This window comes from Flavobacterium sp. CSZ (assembly GCF_015350725.1).
GTDB lineage: Bacteria > Bacteroidota > Bacteroidia > Flavobacteriales > Flavobacteriaceae > Flavobacterium.
The window spans coordinates 225,525-244,200 of sequence record NZ_JADKPQ010000003.1; the positions used below are offsets into that span (position 1 = coordinate 225,525).

General features: G+C 33.6%; 21 protein-coding genes. 11 read left to right on the forward strand and 10 right to left on the reverse strand.

All coding sequences use genetic code 11. The features are described from left to right. Positions 1–145: 145 nt before the first annotated feature. Positions 146–382: a hypothetical protein gene (locus IRZ78_RS04985; RefSeq protein WP_194615468.1), complete on the forward strand. Its 237-nt coding sequence runs from the start codon at positions 146–148 to the stop codon at positions 380–382. 226 nt (positions 383–608) lie between these two features. Next, on the forward strand, positions 609–1,301 hold the full coding sequence (locus tag IRZ78_RS04990; protein WP_194615469.1) for an aspartate/glutamate racemase family protein: 693 nt from the start codon (positions 609–611) through the stop codon (positions 1,299–1,301). Between the two features lie 56 nt (positions 1,302–1,357). On the opposite strand, the gene IRZ78_RS04995 is transcribed toward IRZ78_RS04990, so the two are convergent. Genes IRZ78_RS04995 through rlmD form a run of 4 tightly spaced genes read right to left on the reverse strand, consistent with a single transcriptional unit; the run spans position 1,358 to position 5,036 of the window. Next, positions 1,358–2,296, reverse strand: coding sequence for a hypothetical protein (locus IRZ78_RS04995; protein ID WP_194615470.1), 939 nt, complete (start codon positions 2,294–2,296; stop codon positions 1,358–1,360). Positions 2,297–2,307: 11 nt separating this feature from the next. Next, positions 2,308–3,105, reverse strand: a complete 798-nt coding sequence (locus tag IRZ78_RS05000) for a DUF6048 family protein (RefSeq protein ID WP_194615471.1) — start codon at positions 3,103–3,105, stop codon at positions 2,308–2,310. Further along, positions 3,077–3,613, reverse strand: a complete 537-nt coding sequence (locus IRZ78_RS05005; protein WP_194615472.1) for a DUF6452 family protein — start codon at positions 3,611–3,613, stop codon at positions 3,077–3,079. The genes IRZ78_RS05000 and IRZ78_RS05005 overlap by 29 nt, the downstream gene beginning before the upstream one ends. Before the next feature lie 10 nt (positions 3,614–3,623). Beyond that, a complete protein-coding gene (rlmD, locus tag IRZ78_RS05010; RefSeq protein ID WP_194615473.1) occupies positions 3,624–5,036 on the reverse strand; it encodes a 23S rRNA (uracil(1939)-C(5))-methyltransferase RlmD in 1,413 nt (470 codons plus the stop codon). Positions 5,037–5,194: 158 nt separating this feature from the next. On the opposite strand from rlmD, the gene IRZ78_RS05015 reads away from it, so the two are divergent. Further along, positions 5,195–6,244 carry a HAMP domain-containing sensor histidine kinase gene (locus tag IRZ78_RS05015; RefSeq protein ID WP_194615474.1) on the forward strand — a complete coding sequence of 350 codons (1,050 nt, stop codon included), beginning with the start codon at positions 5,195–5,197 and terminating at the stop codon, positions 6,242–6,244. A gap of 127 nt (positions 6,245–6,371) precedes the next feature. Here the strand turns inward: IRZ78_RS05015 and IRZ78_RS05020 are convergent, their stop codons facing one another. From IRZ78_RS05020 to IRZ78_RS05030, 3 genes are all read right to left on the reverse strand, one after another. Continuing rightward, a complete protein-coding gene (locus IRZ78_RS05020) occupies positions 6,372–7,358 on the reverse strand; it encodes an aldo/keto reductase (protein WP_194615475.1) in 987 nt (328 codons plus the stop codon). Positions 7,359–7,527: 169 nt separating this feature from the next. Next, positions 7,528–8,415, reverse strand: coding sequence for a cysteine synthase CysM (gene cysM / locus IRZ78_RS05025; RefSeq protein WP_194615476.1), 888 nt, complete (start codon positions 8,413–8,415; stop codon positions 7,528–7,530). Position 8,416: 1 nt separating this feature from the next. After that, positions 8,417–9,208 carry a serine acetyltransferase gene (locus IRZ78_RS05030; RefSeq protein WP_194615477.1) on the reverse strand — a complete coding sequence of 264 codons (792 nt, stop codon included), beginning with the start codon at positions 9,206–9,208 and terminating at the stop codon, positions 8,417–8,419. A 190-nt stretch (positions 9,209–9,398) separates the two neighbouring features. On the opposite strand from IRZ78_RS05030, the gene IRZ78_RS05035 reads away from it, so the two are divergent. The 3 genes from IRZ78_RS05035 (at position 9,399) to IRZ78_RS05045 (ending at position 11,212) form a co-directional block, all read left to right on the forward strand. Continuing rightward, the gene (locus IRZ78_RS05035) at positions 9,399–10,100 is read left to right on the forward strand and encodes a DUF1003 domain-containing protein (protein WP_194615478.1); all 702 of its coding nucleotides are present in this window, start codon (positions 9,399–9,401) and stop codon (positions 10,098–10,100) included. A 385-nt stretch (positions 10,101–10,485) separates the two neighbouring features. Next, the gene (locus IRZ78_RS05040) at positions 10,486–10,671 is read left to right on the forward strand and encodes a hypothetical protein (protein ID WP_194615479.1); all 186 of its coding nucleotides are present in this window, start codon (positions 10,486–10,488) and stop codon (positions 10,669–10,671) included. Then, positions 10,661–11,212: a Smr/MutS family protein gene (locus IRZ78_RS05045; protein WP_194615480.1), complete on the forward strand. Its 552-nt coding sequence runs from the start codon at positions 10,661–10,663 to the stop codon at positions 11,210–11,212. The genes IRZ78_RS05040 and IRZ78_RS05045 overlap by 11 nt, the downstream gene beginning before the upstream one ends. 151 nt (positions 11,213–11,363) lie before the next feature. Here IRZ78_RS05045 and IRZ78_RS05050 read toward each other — a convergent pair whose 3' ends face one another. Beyond that, on the reverse strand, positions 11,364–12,335 hold the full coding sequence (locus IRZ78_RS05050) for a hypothetical protein (RefSeq protein ID WP_194615481.1): 972 nt from the start codon (positions 12,333–12,335) through the stop codon (positions 11,364–11,366). Between the two features lie 87 nt (positions 12,336–12,422). On the opposite strand from IRZ78_RS05050, the gene IRZ78_RS05055 reads away from it, so the two are divergent. Beyond that, positions 12,423–13,547 (forward strand): cysteine desulfurase family protein, encoded by a 1,125-nt coding sequence (locus tag IRZ78_RS05055; protein WP_194615482.1) that lies wholly within the window; start codon positions 12,423–12,425, stop codon positions 13,545–13,547. Between the two features lie 97 nt (positions 13,548–13,644). On the opposite strand, the gene IRZ78_RS05060 is transcribed toward IRZ78_RS05055, so the two are convergent. Further along, entirely contained in the window at positions 13,645–14,217 is a 573-nt protein-coding gene (locus IRZ78_RS05060) for an L-threonylcarbamoyladenylate synthase (RefSeq protein WP_194615483.1), read from the reverse strand. Between the two features lie 37 nt (positions 14,218–14,254). Beyond that, a complete protein-coding gene (locus IRZ78_RS05065; protein ID WP_194615484.1) occupies positions 14,255–15,331 on the reverse strand; it encodes a DegT/DnrJ/EryC1/StrS family aminotransferase in 1,077 nt (358 codons plus the stop codon). A 222-nt stretch (positions 15,332–15,553) separates the two neighbouring features. Here IRZ78_RS05065 and IRZ78_RS05070 point away from each other — a divergent pair, with 222 nt between their 5' ends. From IRZ78_RS05070 to IRZ78_RS05085, 4 genes are read left to right on the forward strand one after another with little or no spacing between them, the layout of a single operon-like run. After that, positions 15,554–15,784: a phosphopantetheine-binding protein gene (locus IRZ78_RS05070; protein WP_078008137.1), complete on the forward strand. Its 231-nt coding sequence runs from the start codon at positions 15,554–15,556 to the stop codon at positions 15,782–15,784. Between the two features lie 4 nt (positions 15,785–15,788). Beyond that, positions 15,789–16,844, forward strand: coding sequence for a ketoacyl-ACP synthase III (locus IRZ78_RS05075; RefSeq protein WP_194615485.1), 1,056 nt, complete (start codon positions 15,789–15,791; stop codon positions 16,842–16,844). Continuing rightward, on the forward strand, positions 16,841–17,929 hold the full coding sequence (locus tag IRZ78_RS05080) for an SRPBCC family protein (RefSeq protein WP_194615486.1): 1,089 nt from the start codon (positions 16,841–16,843) through the stop codon (positions 17,927–17,929). The genes IRZ78_RS05075 and IRZ78_RS05080 overlap by 4 nt, the downstream gene beginning before the upstream one ends. Beyond that, complete coding sequence (locus tag IRZ78_RS05085) at positions 17,929–18,672, forward strand: SDR family oxidoreductase (protein WP_194615487.1); 744 nt, start codon at positions 17,929–17,931, stop codon at positions 18,670–18,672. Before IRZ78_RS05080 ends, IRZ78_RS05085 begins: the two co-directional genes overlap by 1 nt. Positions 18,673–18,676: the final 4 nt, after the last annotated feature.

Genomic DNA, 18,676 nt, shown 5'->3' on the forward strand with positions numbered 1-18,676 from the left:
AACTTTGTCGTTTTGAATTTTTATAACTTTGAGTCTAAAAAAAATCAGATTGAGTAATAGTGCAAAGAAGTAAGGAGTTATAAGCGCAAAGAAAATCCTTTGTCCCTTTGAACCTCTGTACCTTTGAACCATAAAAAAGAAAAAAATGTCAAAATTACAAGTAAGAGCTTTTTTATACCAATTAGGATGTTTTGCAATTTTATTTATTGCAGGACGATTTGTAGTTGCGATGTATACAGGATTAACGGGACTTTGGATTCCGATGACTGCATTTATCGTAGCTACTTTGATTTCGCCTAAATTTCAGGCAGTAAAAACCAAAGACGGTGAAAAGCTGTACATGAAATGGATTTTTATAAAAGGAATCAGAGAAATAGGTTAATTTAGTTAGCGACTCACGATAGCTATCGGGATAAAGGATTGTAAAGTTTTTTTTTTTTTCACGCAGATTCGACAGATTTAAGCAGATTAAATTTAGATAATTGATCTGCGCAGATTTGCTTGAGTCTTTTTAGATCTACGTGAAAAATATTTAAAATTATAAGCAGTCTATGTTTCTGTGTTGAATAAAACACTATTAATTTGTACGGATTTTAAAATAGTTGTTTATGAAGATAATTGGACTTATAGGTGGTATTAGCTGGGTGTCTACTGCTGATTATTACAAACTTATAAACGAGGGGGTAAATGAGAAACTGGGAGGTCTTAACTTCTCAGAATGTTTGATATACTCTTTTAATTATGCTGATATAAAAAAGAATAACGAAAAGAGCGATTGGGATTCGACCTTTAATATGTTATTAAACGCGAGTCAGTTTTTAAAGCAGGGTGGAGCAGAAGCCATTGTTTTATGTGCTAATACCATGCACTTTATCGCTGACAGACTAGAAGCAGCCGTGGAGTTACCAATTATTCATATTGCTACTGCCACTGCTGTTGAAATCGAGAAACAAGAATTGAAAAAAGTAGGTCTATTAGGGACTAAGTTTACTATGGAGCTTGATTTTTTTAAGGATAAGCTTCTGGCTAAAGGAATTCAAGCTATTATTCCGCAAAGTGAAGAGGATAAAGATTTTATTCACACTACCATTTTTGAAGAGCTAGGAAAAGGCCTTGTGACCAATGAAACTAAGAAACGCTATCTGGAAATTGCCAACCAATTAATCAAAGAAGGAGCCGAAGGAATCATTTTGGGTTGTACCGAAATTCCGTTGGTGATAAAACCCGGAGAGCTTTCTGTGCCTATTTTTGACACGGCTCTAATACATTCAAAGGCAGCTGTTGATTTTCAATTATCGTAAGCTTGCCATAAAACTTAAAAGCCATGAACTTAATTAATTTAAATTCATGGCTTTTTTTATTTTTGATATTCTTTAACTTTTACTGACTTGTTGTTTTTTATTTCGTACTCAGTATAAGTTGTTTTATCGTTGTCTTCGAAACTTTGAACTTTTTTAATCAAATAGAAATTGTTATTCGACCATTTGTAATAATAGTCAGATTCGTTTCCGCTTCCATCAGCTTCAAATTTTACAAATTCTTTATTTTTTTGATCGAAATTTAAATATTCTAAAGCTTCGAGTTTTGTATTTCTAATAAACTGTTTTTTAGTTTTATCATAAACAAAGTAGAGATAACCACTATCAAATTTAATTCTATCCGGAAAATAGATAGGAATTTTAATGTCCAGAAGTCCGTCAAAATTTAGGTCTTCTAATTCTACTGTTCCGTCTTTTTCGTAAATCGCTTTATTAAAGCCGGAAATTGTTTGTACTTTTTCTTTTTTAGAATTATAAATATCCAGTTTGCTAATTAAGAAATTATCAGCTAGTTCACCATTTGTGTTTTCAGCTTTACCTTTATATTGGTTGAGTTTGTAACTGTAATTTTTTGGATTAAACGAAGATAAATCTTCCAGACAGGAAAGAGTGGCATCGAATTTTTTATCTTTCTTTACGTTTTGCCATATCCCGCTTAATTTATATTCACTATCTAATTGTAATAAAAATGAGCCTGTTTTTTGCGGCACGTTTCCTTTTTTAGTTGTTGTATAACTTGTCTCGTCAAGTTTTATTTCGCCTGCTTTACAGATGCCTTTTGTAAAAATAGGCATGTCTTTACTGTTTTTTAAATAGTAATAGCTTCCTGAAACAGAATCTTGTCCCTGAATGAATTCAATAGTCATTTCTATAGGGTACTTATCTATTTTTCCGGAGAAATGAAGCGAGGTCTTAACAATCGTTTTTTGAGCAAAAGCAATTTGGCTAAAGGCAAAAAGAATAAGGATTTTGTTCATTTAGCTCAAAACTAATTTTTAGGAGTTTCTATAATTTGCGGAATAATAGTTTTTTTCTTGTAAAGCGGAATAAAGTAGGAAACGGTGTAATTGAAGCCTACTCCAAAACTTCCGTCGTAAGTTCTGTTAAAACCCGGTATGTATAAATTATCAAAACCTGATGGTTTTGAATTGGCTACGAGCATTTTTAGCTGAACTCCAAATCCAACAAATACATTATTAAACACTTTTGCTTTTAAACCCATGGCAACTTCAAGCCATCCTGCTGTTAGGCCGGTATATTTTTGACCAGCAGCAACTGGCGGCTGTTCTCCCCAATACGGATTTGCATTGTATATTTTATAGCTATTAAGCTGTTGGCTAAAAGTACTAAAACCGCCTCTTAAACCGATTGTAATTAAGTTTTCCATGTCGAGCCAGTTTTGATACAAATTGTAGTCAAAACCACCTTTGATGTACGTTCCTGTAGCGGTAGAGTTTAATCTGTCGTCATCCGTGGTTTTATCTTCGAAACCAAGTTCGGCTGCGATAAAGTATTTTTTCGTTAAACGAAAATCTCCTACAATTTCAATTCCTTTATAATCTTTATCATAAAGACCGCGAGTCAGTTTGTACAAATCGACACCTACACGAAGACCATAGCGATCTGTTTTGATGCTGTCTTTCTTTACTTCCTCAAGAGCAGGTTTTGCAGTTTCGGTTTTAGGCTTTTCTTTTGTTACTGTTTTAGTTGATGTTTCCTGAGTATGACCCAAAAACATTGAAAACAATAAGACAGAACTAAAAATATACTTCAAGGTGTGTTTCATTTTCAGATTCAATGTTACGGGTTTTTACAAAAATTTCCTGCATCCAAGGGCCGTCACCATCCGGATCTGTTCGTACGAAAGGATTTACTGGAGCGAGTGTAAATGTGGTTTTAAAACCGCAGGCTCTCGATACATATACATTTTGATGTGTATAATCTATTTTTAGAACATCGATATTTATGGCAGCAGGATTTGGACTTAATGAGTTATAGACAAACTTATATGTTGTCGAAATGGTGTCTGTTCGCAACGGGACAGAAACTGTACTTGCGTTTGTAACATATTTGGTTGTGTCTGTAACGCTTTTGTTGAAAATAATTCCCTCTGTTTTTCCTTGTCCAATAACCATTAAATTGTTTACATTTCTAAGTTTTGAAGGATCATTAATATCATAAAATGAAATTACTAATCGGGGAGTGGTGGGTGTATTTGCATCACAAATATCATCTTTCTCACAGCTGGATAAACCAAATGTAAAGACCAATAAAAGAGAGATTATTTTTTTCATTTATATTTTGTTAGCGAAGTTCTAAAAGTACAACATTTTCGACATGATGCGTTTGCGGGAACATATCAACCGGTCTCACGCGTGTAACTTTATATTTTTCGTCCATTAAAGCTAAATCACGTGCTTGTGTTGCTGAATTACAACTTACATAAACTACTTTTTTAGGAGCAATTTTCAGGATTTGATCGATAACTGCGGCGTGCATACCATCTCTTGGTGGATCTGTAATAATAACATCCGGTTTGCCATGTTCTGCGATGAAGCTTTCGTTGAAAACAACTTTCATATCACCTACAAAAAACTCACAATTCGTTATATTATTGCGTTCTGCATTGGCTTTAGCGTCTAAAATTGCTTCGGGAACACTTTCTACACCAATTACTTTTTTTGCTTTTTTAGAAACAAATTGTGCAATAGTTCCGGTTCCGGTATATAAATCATAAACGGTTTCGTTGCCCGAAAGTCCGGCGAAATCACGTGTTATTTTGTATAATTCATACGCCTGATCAGAATTTGTTTGATAAAAAGATTTAGCATTGATGCTGAATTTTAAACCTTCCATTTCTTCCAGGATATAATCTCTACCTTTATATAGTTTGATATTCTGATCGTAAATAGTGTCGTTTTGTTTGGAGTTTACGACATATTGTAACGAAGTAATTTGCGGAAACTTCTCATAAAGATGATCTAAAAGCAATTCACGATTTTTCTTGTCATTTTCGTAAAACTGAATCAAAACCATGATTTCGCCAGTCGAAGCTGTACGAATCATAAAAGTTCTTAATAAACCGGATTGCTCTCTTGGATTAAAGAAAGCTAAATTGTTTGCGTTAGCAAAATCTCTAATTTCATTTCTAATGGCATTAGACGGATCTTCTTGTAAATAACATTTTTGAATATCAAGAATTTTATCCCACATTTTCGGGATATGAAATCCTAAAGCATTTCTGTTTCCTAAATCCTCAGTGCTTTCTATTTCTTTCTCTGTTAGCCAGCGACTGTTAGAAAACGAAAATTCCATTTTATTTCTGTAGAAAAATTGTTTTTCAGAACCTAAAATAGTTTCGAATTCAGGTAGTTCTACTTTTCCTATACGCTGCAAATGATTTTTTACTTCGTTTTGTTTGTAATACAACTGTTGGCTGTATTTCATATTTTGCCATTTGCAACCTCCACAAACACCAAAATGATCGCATATAGGTTCTATGCGGTGTTCTGATAATTCATGAAATTTTACGGCTTTGCCTTCATAATAGGCTTTTCTTTTTTTGAAAGTTTGAACGTCAACAACATCACCCGGAACCACGTTCGGTATAAAGATTACTTTTCCGTCAGGAGCCTTTGCTACTGATACACCTTTTGCTCCGGCATCAAGAACCTGAATCTGATGAAAGACAACTTTGTCTGTATTTTTTCTTCCCATAGCGCAAAAATAAGGGTTTGTAAACTTTTTCAAATTTAATTTTCAAAATATTTTATCAAATTGTTTAATTTATTATTTTAATTGACATTAAAAGTTAACTTTGTTTTTAGCAATTAACCCAAATCTGCTATTTTTAATCCATTGATTGTTATATTTTTATGAATTTATATCATAACCTTTCACAAATTGGCTTTCTAAAAAAAAGTTATGCTTTCAAATTTTTATTTGTTGCTTTTATAGGAATTCATATTCCGTTGATAGGGATATTATTTTTTGTACTTTATTATAACCACAGTGTTTCGCCTACTTCGATTTTAGTTTTTTCTTTGATCATGACTTTACTGGCTACCTTGATAACGCTTTTGGTTTTAAATCAATTAATTAAACCCATATCGCTTGCTTCAAAATCATTAGACGATTATAGAAATAATAGAAAATTATCTATTTTACCCACTGATTATACAGATGAAGCCGGTTTGTTATTGTGCAATATTCAGGAATCTATCTATGAAGCGGAAAGTTTTATCAACGAAAAACAGGATTTGATTTATATGCTTTCGCATGATTTGAAAAATTTTGCAGGTAATCCGCAAGGCCTGGCAAATTTAATTATAAGCGAAAAACCATCTGAATCTGTTCGTCAATTGGCAGAACTGATTCGTGAGTCGACTAATTTGCAGTTTCGATATATCGAGAACTTTATAAAATTATTACAAGAACAGGATCGTGTTGTAAAAGGTAATCAGGAAAGCAGAACAATTTTATTGCATGATATTTTGCCTTTCATTAACGAACAGGTCGAACAAAGGCTTATTGATAAAAATATAAAACTGAGCCTGAATTTAGAAATTACCGAGGCTAAACTAAGACTCGATGAAGGTTTGCTTGTTCAGGTTTTAGTAAATTTAATTAGTAATGCTATTAAATTCTCGTATTTCGACAGCGAAATTAAAGTTAGAATTTACAGTGAAAATTCAAAAGTGATAATTACGGTTGTAGATAAAGGAATTGGTTTTGATAAACATCAAATTGATGAATTGTTTAAGAAATTTACCAAAATGAGCCGATTAGGTACTGCAAATGAATCTTCAACGGGAATTGGATTGTACCTCTGCAAGAAAATCATCGAAAAAAACAAAGGAACATTAAACGCAACAAGCGAAGGCAAAAACAAAGGGGCCGAGTTTAGAATTGAGTTTGAAGGCTGATGAGTTATGAGTTATAAATTATGAGTTGTGGCGGGCAAGTAAATATGAAAGTTCTAGAAAAAAAAGCACTGAGATTAAAAAAAAAAATTAGAATCTCAGCAGCTTGTATTTTAGTAACTAAAAAAAACTACCATAAGTGATGCACGGAAGGTCTTATATATTCTTTGTAAATATTGTTCATGGCCTCGATTTTCCCCTGAGTTAATTCGGGTAAATCATAGACTGATAAATTCGACATTACATGATTGGCTGTTGAAGCTCCCGGAATGATACAGCTAATATCTTTAAAACTCAAAATCCATTGCAGGGCAATAGGAGCGAGGTTGGGTGTTTCAGGAAATAATGCTTTTAGTTTTTCTACAGCTTTTAGTCCCAATTCGTAATCTATACCTGAAAAAGTTTCTCCTTTATCAAAAGCATCTCCGTTACGATTAAAATTGCGGTGATCCTGAGCATCAAAAGTAGTTTTAGTATCAAATTTACCTGTTAAAAGTCCGCTTGCCAGAGGAACTCTCGCAATGATTCCGATATCTTTCTTTCTGGCTTCAGAGAAAAATAATTGAGACGGACGCTGACGGAATAAATTGAAAATGATCTGAACCGTTGTTACATTCGAATATTCGATTGCTTTTAAAGCTTCTTCGACTTTTTCGACGCTAACACCCAAATTCAAGATTTTACCCTGATCTTTTAAGCGATCAAAGATTTCAAAAATTTCAGGTCGGTAAAAAACTTCCGTAGGAGGACAGTGAAGCTGAATTAAATCTAATGTTTCTAATCCCATTCTTTTCAAACTGTCTTCAACATATTTTTGAAGTGCTTTTGGCTGATAACCTTCACTTATATGAGGATTTATATGACGTCCGCATTTTGTAGCGACGTAAATTCGTTCAGAGCGGGAACGAACAACTCTTCCCACAGCCGTTTCGCTTAATCCGTTTTCATAAACATCGGCAGTATCAATAAAATTTACGCCGTTGTCTATTGCCCTATTTATAAGTTCGTCGGCAGTTTTATCATTAAATCCTGATCCCCATTTTCCTCCTACCTGCCAGGTGCCAAGAGAGATTTCGGATATATTAAAGTTTGTTTTTCCTAGTTTTCTGTAGTTCATTTCTTTTTAGGTTCAGAGTGGCAAAGGTTCAAAGGTTTTTTGTAGAGGCGCACAGTAGTGAGTCTTTTTATATGCGTAGATTTTTTTTAAGAATCTAAGATTCAAAAGTAGAAAGACGCAAAGATTTTGGTATTAGTTTATAAAACTTTGCGCCTTTGAACCTTTTTTCTCAATCAAATAAATCCGAAGACAAATAACGATCACCGCGATCGCAGATAACGGCAACGATTACTCCTGATTCTAATTCTTCTGCGATTTTTAGGGCGACGGCAACAGAACCTCCGCTGCTCATTCCTGCAAAAACGCCTTCTTCGAGTGCTAAACGTTTAGTCATTTCGCGCGCTTCTTCTTCGCTGACATCAACAACTGAATCTACTTTTGTTGCATCAAATATTTTAGGTAAATATTCCTGTGGCCATTTACGAATTCCCGGAATTTGAGATCCGTCGCTTGGTTGTGCACCAATGATCTGAACTGCCGGATTTTTTTCTTTTAAGTATGTCGAGGTTCCAATGATAGTTCCTGTTGTTCCCATTGCCGAAACAAAATGCGTTACCGTACCATCAGTATCATTCCAGATTTCAGGGCCGGTGGTTTTATAATGTGCTTTCCAGTTGTCATCGTTCGCAAACTGATTTAGCATAATATAACCGCCTTCTGCCACTTTTTTGTCGGCATAGTCCCTTGAACCAATAATTCCTTCCCTAGCAGGTGTTAAAATCACTGTAGCGCCATAAGCACGCATGGTTTGAGTTCTTTCTTTTGTAGAATCTTCCGGTAAGACTAATTCGATCTCAATTTGAAACAATTGTGCAATCATGGCAAGGGCAATTCCGGTATTGCCGCTTGTGGCTTCAATCAGTTTATCTCCTTTTTTAATATCACCTCTTTCAAGAGCTGCAGCAATCATGTTATATGCTGCTCTGTCTTTTACGCTTCCGCCCGGATTATTTCCTTCAAGTTTCAGTAAAAGTTTTACATTTTTATTCTTAACCAAATTGACAGTTTCCATCAATGGAGTGTTTCCAATTAGGTTTAGCAATTTTTGTGCGTTCATTTTATTTTTTTTCTTTTATTTTAACTTCAGTTGTAGTGGTATTGATTACTATAGAACCTTCAGGAATCGATTTGGTCACCCAGGCATTTCCTCCTACGATACTATTTTTTCCAATAATGGTTTCGCCTCCCAAAATAGTAGCATTCGCATAAATGCAGACATTAGCTTCTACGGTTGGATGTCTTTTAGCATTTTTCATTTCTTTGCTCACGCTTAATGCTCCCAGAGTAACTCCTTGATAAATTTTTACGTGTTTCCTGATTACGGTTGTTTCGCCAATAACAATTCCAGTGGCGTGATCGATAAAAAAAGGAGATGCAATATCAGCACCCGCATGAATATCGGTTCCTGTAATTCGGTGCGCGTATTCGCTCATTAATCTCGAAAACAGCAATAGGTCCAGATGATATAGTTCGTGGCTTAAACGATAAATGGCAATGGCGTAGAAGCCGGGATAACCTAAATAAACTTCATCGATGCTATTCGATGCAGGATCATTTTCTAAAATATATTCGGCGTCTTGATTTAGTTTTTCAAGAACTCCGGGTAATTTTTCCAGAAATCGGTCCCAAATCGATTCGCATAAATTTTGAGGTTTTTTGCAGGCTAAAACAGCAATTTCTTTAAAGCAGATTTCTAGCTCATCAATGCTTTTATCTAAGTCTGCATTTGAATCAAAAAGGGTATAGAAAAGCTTCTCGGTAAAATCTTCAGTTTTGGTTTTGATTCCGTAATTTATATTTGAATGGCTTTTTAAAGCTTTAATATTTTGTATGATATTGTCTTTGGTCACAATTGTAAAATTGAGTGGATAATTTAAAACGTTAAAAGTAATGCGTTTTTTGTAAATAAGGGCATGAATATTACAAAGAAATTTTGTTCTGAGAATTGTATTTGTGATAAATAAAATAAAAACATTGCCGAATTTTTTATGTGATTCTTAAGAACTTAAATGCGTAAATTAGCCTGTAAAATTTATAAAAATGAAAAATAATTCGACTTTTAAAAGTGCTATTTCTAATCTTTCTTTTCCTGAAAGTGAGAAAATTTGGGGAAAATCTATTCATGATCCAATTTTGGGGCTTATTATTGAAGACTTTCCTTCTTTTAGCGAACAGGATTGTATAGCGGTCAAAGAATTAAATGAATACCGCCAAAAATACATTTCGAGATATTTGTCGACAGAAATAGGAACGCTTTCTAATCTTGAAAAAAGTGTTATTAATTCTTTAAAAGAAGATAAATCAATAGTAAGTATTGTAGAGGACGAACAGGAACCCAGAAGTTTTGGACAAAGAATTGCCGATCAGGTAGCAGACTTTGGCGGAAGCTGGACTTTTATTATTTCGTTTTTACTTTTTATCGTCGTCTGGATTGGAGCCAATGTTTATATTTTGGTCAATAAGGGTTTTGATCCCTATCCGTTTATTTTGCTGAATTTGATTTTATCCTGTATTGCCGCATTGCAGGCTCCGGTAATTATGATGAGTCAAAACCGACAAGAAGAAAAAGATCGAAATCGTGCCAAAAAAGATTATATGATTAACCTTAAATCAGAATTAGAAATTAGAATGATCCATGATAAAATTGATCATATGATTATGCATCAGCAACAGGAATTAATCGAAATTCAGAAAGTACAAATCGAGATGATGAATGATATTCTGAATCAGATAAAAAAATAATTTAGGAGAATTTTGATTTAGAAAAGCTTAAAAAAAAAATTCAGAAAATATACTTTTTATGAAAGTATAAAGTCAAATATTTTTGATGATTTTTAGATTTTTCTGAAAGCTGGAAAGTGCTAAAAACGAAAAATAATAAATAGGTAAAAAAACAAAAATTAAGGAAGTTTTTCTTGAGAAAAAAAGTAAGAATGAATTGTGCTTTAAAAAGGGTTTTTAGTACTGTAAAAACAAGCCAGTTTTTTGCGTTTTTTGAGACATCATTTTCATGAGTTTTACCATGAGTATTTTGTTTGATTTCATCAGAAAAATATTTGATTCGTTTTAGAGAGTAGTGAAGTCCTATTTTAAAGTTTCATACTTTTGAATTCTTAATACGTAGAAAATGAAAACTTTTAAAATTTTAATAATGATTCTTGCGATTTCACTTGCGTTATATGAGCAGGTTTCAGCAGATAAAAATATTTATATAACGGTAATTGCGATTGTAGTTTTCATGTTTGGAATGATGCAGCTAAGCGCAAAAACACCTAGTAAAAATCAAGATAAAGAAGAACAGGATGTTGACTAAAGGAGATAAGGTTTCTGTCTTAGATGAAGCCATAAACGGAATAGTGATTTCGGTAAAAAACAATGAAGTTTTGATCGAAACTGAGGACGGATTTACGATGACATTTTTTGTCAATGAGTTGCTTAAAATACAAGAATCCAGTAATTTAATGAATTCTATTAAAAGAATTGATTTAGATGCGGTTTCAAAAGAGAAAGAAGAGCCAAAAGCAAGGAGTTTTGTCAAAGAAAAGAAAGATAAACGCGAAATCGCAGCACCGGAATTTGATTTGCATATCGAAAAACTGGTTCCTAATAAACGCGGAATGTCAAATTATGATATTCTGACTTTGCAGACAGAAACGGCAAAAAGACACATTGAATTTGCGATCCGAAACCGCATTCCTAAAATCGTTTTTATTCATGGTGTTGGCGAAGGAATTCTAAAAGCAGAACTTGATTTTTTATTGGGACGTTATGACGGAATAGATTTTCAGGATGCCAATTATCAAAAATATGGCTTAGGTGCTACTGAAGTTTATTTTAGGCAAAACAATAAATAAGACGCTTTTTTGCGCTTGAATTTATTCGTTTTAGAGCATAAAAAAACATCCGTTTTTCATTCTAATTTCAATACAAAATTAGAATGAAAAACGGATGTTTTTTTTGTAGGAATTAAGTGGTGTGTTTAAAAGCTTAAAACAGGGTTTAAATTTATGGTACGACAACTTCTAAATTTCCTAAAGTATAATTTGTAGGCAACTTAAAAGTACTGTGATCTTTTTGTAATATTACACTTTTAAGAACAATAGTATGAGTGAAAACTTTATTGACATTTGTTGTCGTTACTTCTATAATTCCACTTTCTCCAGCAAGCCCATCCTGGGCAATCCATGTTTCGCTTACCGAAGGACTTGATGGTATTGTTGTGTTACAAAAGTAACCTTGCGTTAGCGTACCGTTTATATAAGTACGTAATAAAACTTTGTTTGTTGTACCATTAGCATTGATAAGACCTGTTCTTGGTGTTGTAGTTTTTTCATTAACGATCAATGCAGGATCGATATTGTCAATCGTTAATGCAGATGATGCATTGAAATTGTAAACCTGTTTTGAAGAATTTGTACATTGCTGTACAGGATTGGTAAAAGTTGTATTTGGTGAAGTATACGAAGTTGCGAAATTTCCAAATACGTATTCAGCTTCAACCTGATCTCCGGCAGGTTTAGCAAAGGTGATGTTTCTAAAAACAATAGTATGATTGTAGCCTATAATTTTGGTGCTTCCATCAGTTGCGGTTAAGTCTGTATTCTGAGTGGTAGTAATCTCTATTTTTCCGGCTGTTCCAAGCCATTCTTCTGTAATATTAGGTGTTTTTGGAGGTATTGTGCCACATATATTGGCAGTGGCAACAGTACCGTCATATGCTCTGTATACCACACGATATAAACTATTATCAATGTCATAAGAGTAAACAGACGGATCATTTATAATTTTATTGTCAGGTAATTGCAGTAATAAAGATTCCTGAGTTTTAAGTTTATATATTAGATTATTAGTTAATGGATCACAGGTTTGAGCTTTAATACTCTCGTTGCTAAAATCAATAGTATCTACTGTTAAATCACCATCATCGCAACCGTTTAGTAGTAGGGCGAACAATAGAAGGCTTGCATATTTTTTCATCGTAATTTTATTTGACGTCAAAAATAGTGAAAAATTTGGCAAATGATATTTAAGATTAGACAATTGATATTTCATAACTTTGCAGTAATGAAAAAAGTATACCTCGATAACGCCTCTACAACCGCTATGCGTCCTGAAGTTATTCAGGAAATGACTAAAGTAATGACAGAAGATTTTGGTAATCCATCTTCTACACATAGTTTTGGAAGAAACGGAAAGACTATTTTGGAGCTCTCCAGAAAAAGTATTGCCAAACATTTAAACTGTTCTGCACAAGAAATTATTTTTACTTCAGGAGGAACTGAAGCTGATAACTGGATTCTTCGTTCAGCCGTAGAAGATCTTAAAATTGAGCGTATCATTACTGCAAAAATTGAGCATCATGCCGTTTTGCATACTGTTTTAGTGTTAGAAGCGGAATATAATCTACAGGTTGATTACGTAAAAATAAACCCTGACGGAAGTATAGATCTTACTCATTTGTCTAATTTATTGGCAGAAGATAAAAAGACTATTGTGAGTTTAATGCATGTAAATAACGAAACAGGAACCATTCTCGACTTAGACAGAGTTGGGCTAATCTGTAAACAATACAATACTTTATTTCATTCAGATACTGTGCAGTCTGTTGGTAAAACCCAGATTGATTTACAAAAAACGCCAGTCGATTTTATTATTGCAAGTGCACATAAATTTCATGGGCCAAAAGGAATTGGTTTTGCTTTTGTTCGAAAAAACTCTGGATTACAGCCTCTTATTTTTGGCGGAGAACAAGAAAAAGGTCTTCGCGCAGGAACAGAAGCCGTGCATCAAATTGCGGGTATGGCAAAAGCCTTATCACTTTCGTATGAGAATTTAGAGCATGAAAGAATATATATATCCGGGTTGAAAATGTACCTGATTGATCAACTGGAGATTCATTTTCCGGGCTTTAGAATCAACGGAAAAAGAGATGACTTTTATAATATTATCAATATCATATTGCCTTTTTCTGCAGATAAAACGTCAATGCTTTTGTTTAGTTTGGATATGAAAGGAATTGCAGTTTCAAGAGGAAGTGCATGCCAGTCCGGAAGTATAAAACCTTCACACGTTTTAAAAGAAATGCTTTCGGAGACGGATTTAAAATTACCAAATCTCCGAATTTCATTTAGTCATTATAATACCAAAGAAGATATCGATTGGCTGATTGAGAGTTTGAAAGCTTTGTAGAGGTTCAAAGGTTCAGAGTGGCAAAGGGACAAAGGTTTTAAATTCCAATTGTGAAGCTGAAACTTGAAACCTGAAACAAAAAAAACTAAAAACTAAATTACTTACGAATAACTTTCACCTGCGAATCATTTGTTAGTTTGATGATTGTTGATGGTTTTCCGGCTAGTTTATCGTGGTTTAGTTTTACTACATAGTCTACTCCTTTGATGATTTCAGGATTAATATCCTTGAATGCGATAGGAGTAGGCTGTCCTGAAATATTTGCCGAAGTTGAAACCAGAGGCTTTTTCATTCTTTCTAATAATTTAAAGCAAAAAGGCTCTTTCACTAAACGAACTCCTAATGATTTATCTGCGGCAATAATATTTGCGGCTACATTTCTGGGTTCATCTAAAATTAATGTAGTAGGTTTTTCAGATAAATCCCAAATCTGCCAAGCAACTTCAGGAATGTTTTTGAATACATTGTACATCATTTTTTCGCCATTCATCAAAACAATCATGCTTTGGGTTTCAGCACGCTGTTTTAATTTGTAAATTTTGGCAACAGCTTCCGGATTAGTTGCGTCGCAGCCAATTCCCCAGACTGTATCGGTTGGGTAAAGAATAATGCCACCTTCTTTTATAACTTCGTAAGCATTGTGAACTTCAGTGTTGATATCCTGACTCATAACCTAAAATATTTTTAATGATAACAAAACAACTTTGTTATAAGATTTGTTTATTTATAATTTGAACTATTTTTTCTAAATCAGCTGCAGCGATTCCTACATACAAAGGCAGGCATAAAATTCGTGATGCGATCGATTCAGAAATAGGCATTGTATCTCCTTTTGTATATTCTATTGTGTTTAAAGACGGATAGAAATAACGTCGGGGAATTATATTTTCATCTGCCAGCGCAGTCTGAACTTTCAATAAAACATCTTCTGAACTAAAAATCACAGGATAATAACTGTAATTCCATTCTGTGTTTTCTCTTATTTTTAAAGATTTTACGGTCTCAAAATTTAAATTTTCATTGTAAAAATTGACTACTTTTTTTCTTTCGGCAATAATATGATCCATATACGGGAATACCGCTAAGCCCATTGCTGACTGCAGCTCAGAGATTTTAGCATTTATTCCTAAACCATGAAATGCTAAAGGTCCATCATGTCCGAAATTATGGCTGTAATACAACTGATAAAACGTTTCTTTATCATCGCAGAATATTGCGCCACCTTCTCCTGTATGAAATAATTTTGTTGCGTGAAAACTACAAGTGCTTACATCTCCAAAATTAAACATAGACTGGTTATTATACTTAACCCCAAAAGAATGAGCAGCATCGTAAATGACCTTTAAATTGTGTTTTTTGGCGATTTTCTCAATTTCGATTACATGACACGGGTTTCCAAAAACATGTGTTGCCAGTATTGCTGTAGTTTTGGGCGTAATTGCGGCTTCGATTTTAGTTTCGTCGATGGATAAATAATCAGGATTTATGTCGACAAAAACAGGTGTACAGTTTTCCCATACAATTGCTGCAGAAGTGGCTACATAAGAAAAAGGAGTTGTGATTATTTCGCCTCCCTTTCCAAATAACTTTAATGCAATTTGAATGGGTATTGTACCGTTATTAGTAATGATTAAATTAGAAACGTCAAGATGTTTTTTGAGTTTATCTTCTAATTCTATAGTCAGTTCACCCCGGTTTGTAAGCCAAGCTTTATCCCATGCACGTTTTACAAAAAGGTTATATTCTTCTTGTGGAGGTAAAAAAGTTTTGGTTACAGGAATCATTAAATTTTTGATTAGTGGTTTTTAATTTATCTTTAAGGGTAAACTATTGTTATATTTGTGGGGTAAAAATAGCAAAAGAAACCTGAATTTTTGGCATAAGTCATTATTATAACAATATAAGAAAAACTACAAACAGCTGAGTTGTTTGAATGACAAGAATTTAAGAGACTTTTTTTATACAAGTAATAAGAATAATAAACTCAAAACAAATTTAAGAATACTATGGAAATCAACACTTTTTTGCGAAATTTTGCAGATATTTTAGATGACACAGATGCGGCATTAATTAAACAAGAAACTGTTTTTAGAGATTTGGAAGAATGGGATTCCTTAACAGCCTTGTCATTAATTGCTATGGCTGACGAAGAATACGCTGTAAAATTAACGGGAGATGATATTAAATCTTCGACTTCATTAAATGATATCTTCGAAATAATTAAAAATAAAGCATAATCAAATGGCTACTTTTTCAGTAAATAACATTGCAATAAAAGGTATATCTTGTTGCGTTCCCAAAAATACGGAACGCAACATTGATTTAGATATATTGACACAAGAAGAAATTCAAAAATTCATTGATGCCACCGGAGTTGAAGAACGACGCATAGTAACCAAGGAAATTTGTACTTCGGATTTATGTTGTGAAGCTGCTGAAAAATTAATCAAAGACTTAAACTGGCAAAAAGAAGAAATAGAAATTTTGGTTTTTGTTTCGCAAACTGCCGATTATATTTTACCTGTTTCTGCCTCAATACTTCAGGACAGATTAGGTTTGTCTACAAATTGTATTGCTTTTGATGTGCCACTAGGATGCTCCGGTTATGTTTACGGAATATCGATAATAGCCAGTATGATGAAAGCAACCGGTATCAAAAAAGGATTGCTTTTGGCTGGAGATACAAGCAGTAAATTACTTTCTAAGTCAGATAAAAGTACAATCCCGCTTTTTGGTGACGGAGGTAGTGCAACAGCATTCGAGCTTGATGAAAAAGCCGATAATTTGCTTTTTGATTTAGGTACAGACGGTTCCGGTTATAAAGCGATTATTATACCGGATGGAGGATCAAGAAACAGAATAAATGAAGATTCCCTTAAAGTAGTAAATATCGAAGAAGGAATTAGTCGTAATTCCTGCAATTTGGTTCTTGACGGAATGGATGTTTTTGGTTTTGGAATTTCACAGGCTCCTAAAACAGTAAATAAACTTATCGAAAAATTTGAAATCGATAAGGAAGCCATTGACCATTTTGTATTTCATCAGGCGAATCTGATGATGAATAAAATGATTGTTAAAAAATTAAAATTACCGGTAGAAAAAGTTCCTTATTCATTAAAAGGATTTGGAAATACCTCTTCTACAACAATTCCTCTTACTATCGTAACTGAGTTAAAAGAGAGTTTGACAAATGACAACAAAGATCTTATCATTTGCGGTTTTGGAGTTGGATTATCCTGGGGAACAGCCAAAATAAGGCTGGATAATGTTATGATTTCAGATTTGATAGAAATATGACAAAAAACTTAAACTACATAGACCAAGCAGTTTATCAAAAAGAAAAATCTTTGTTTCTGGAGGAATCCTGGATACTTGTTGCCCATAAAAATGAACTAGTAAACAATAATGATTTTGTAACGTTTGAATATTTTGGCAATAAAATATTTGTTCAAAATTATAACGGTACAATAAAGTCTTTTCAGAATGTTTGTTTGCACAGATTCAATACAATACATGAAGAACCTTATGGAAACAGGGTTTCATCATGTTTGTATCATAACTGGACGTACGGAAAAAAAGGCAATGTTATAGGCTTAATGTGTCGCAACTCATTCGAGAAAGACAATATAAACGAATTACGGCTTAAAGAATATGAAGTGGGTTATTGTGGTGATTTTGTTTTTATAAAATTAAACAACGAATTTGATAAAAGTCTGGAAGAATATCTAGGCAATATATTTGTTCCGTTACAAGAAATCAGCACACACTTTGGATCAAAAACAATCGATTATACTATTGAACATAAAGTAAACTGGAAACTTCTGGTCGAAAATGTACTGGAATGTTATCATTGTACATCCGTACACGAAAACTCATTTGCAAAAATGGGATTTGGTTCTATGGCCCCGGAAAAATTTGATTTTTTTAATGCGCACAGTTGGTGTGAATTTCCTAAAGGAGAAAGCGCCAAACAAAATAAAATTATCGAAAAATCACTGGCAGGCCGAACTTTTAAAACACAAGGGTATTTGCATTTTTATTTGTATCCCAATGCTTTTATAAGTTCTGTAGAAGGTAAAGGTTTTTACTTTGGTTTTATGCTGCCGGAATCTCCTTGGAAAACAAATTTAAGAGTGCGTTATTTCTCTCCAAAATTTGATAAAGAATTAAGCGAATCCGAGCAAAATATTATTGATTTTATTAATAATAGTACCAACGAATCTTTGGATTTGGTTTTAAATGAAGATAAAAAGATAGTAGAAAATATTCAGACGAATCTCGTGAATTTTAAAGACAGCTCGCCAATATTTGGTGATGAAGAATTTAGAATTCTAAAGTTTTACGAATATTTTAATGCTAAAAAAGAATTAAAAGAGATATAATGAGCCCATTTGATTTATCAGGAAAAAAAATAGTAGTAACCGGAGCATCTTCAGGTATAGGATATGAAACCTGTTTAGCCATCGCCAGACAAGGAGGCACTTTTATTGCCATTGCAAGACGGCAGGATTTTCTCGAAAAACTAATCCAAGAATGCGGAAGCGAAAATAGCTTCATAGCTGCTGATTTATCCAAAATAGAGGATATTAAAACTATTGTTGATTCAATCGAAAATATTGACGGTGTTGTTCATTCAGCAGGAATAGTGTCGTTGGCGCCCGTAAAATTTTATTCAGAAGAATTGATGAATGAAATGAGAAGCATCAATTTTGATTCGATTGCTTATCTGATTAATTTAATATTTAAAAAGAAAAAAATAAATAAAGGAAGTTCGATTGTGCTGGTTTCCTCTATAGCCGGTTTGTTCGGTATGAAAGGAAACGGGATTTACGCTGCAAGCAAAGGCGCGTTAATTGCCATTTCTAAAGTCTGGGCTGCTGAATTTGCTGCCAGTAAAACGCGTGTAAATTGTGTTTCACCAGGAATGGTTAAAACCGAAATAACATCAAAATCGATTGAAGATTTATCTTTAGAAGTGATTCAGCAAGATGAAAAAAAATACCCGTTAGGATACGGAGATCCGGTTCAGGTGGCCAATCCTATTGTATTTTTATTGTCTGAGGCAAGCAACTGGATAACGGGGCAAAATATAGTTTTAGACGGAGGAAGAACATCAACGATATAATCCT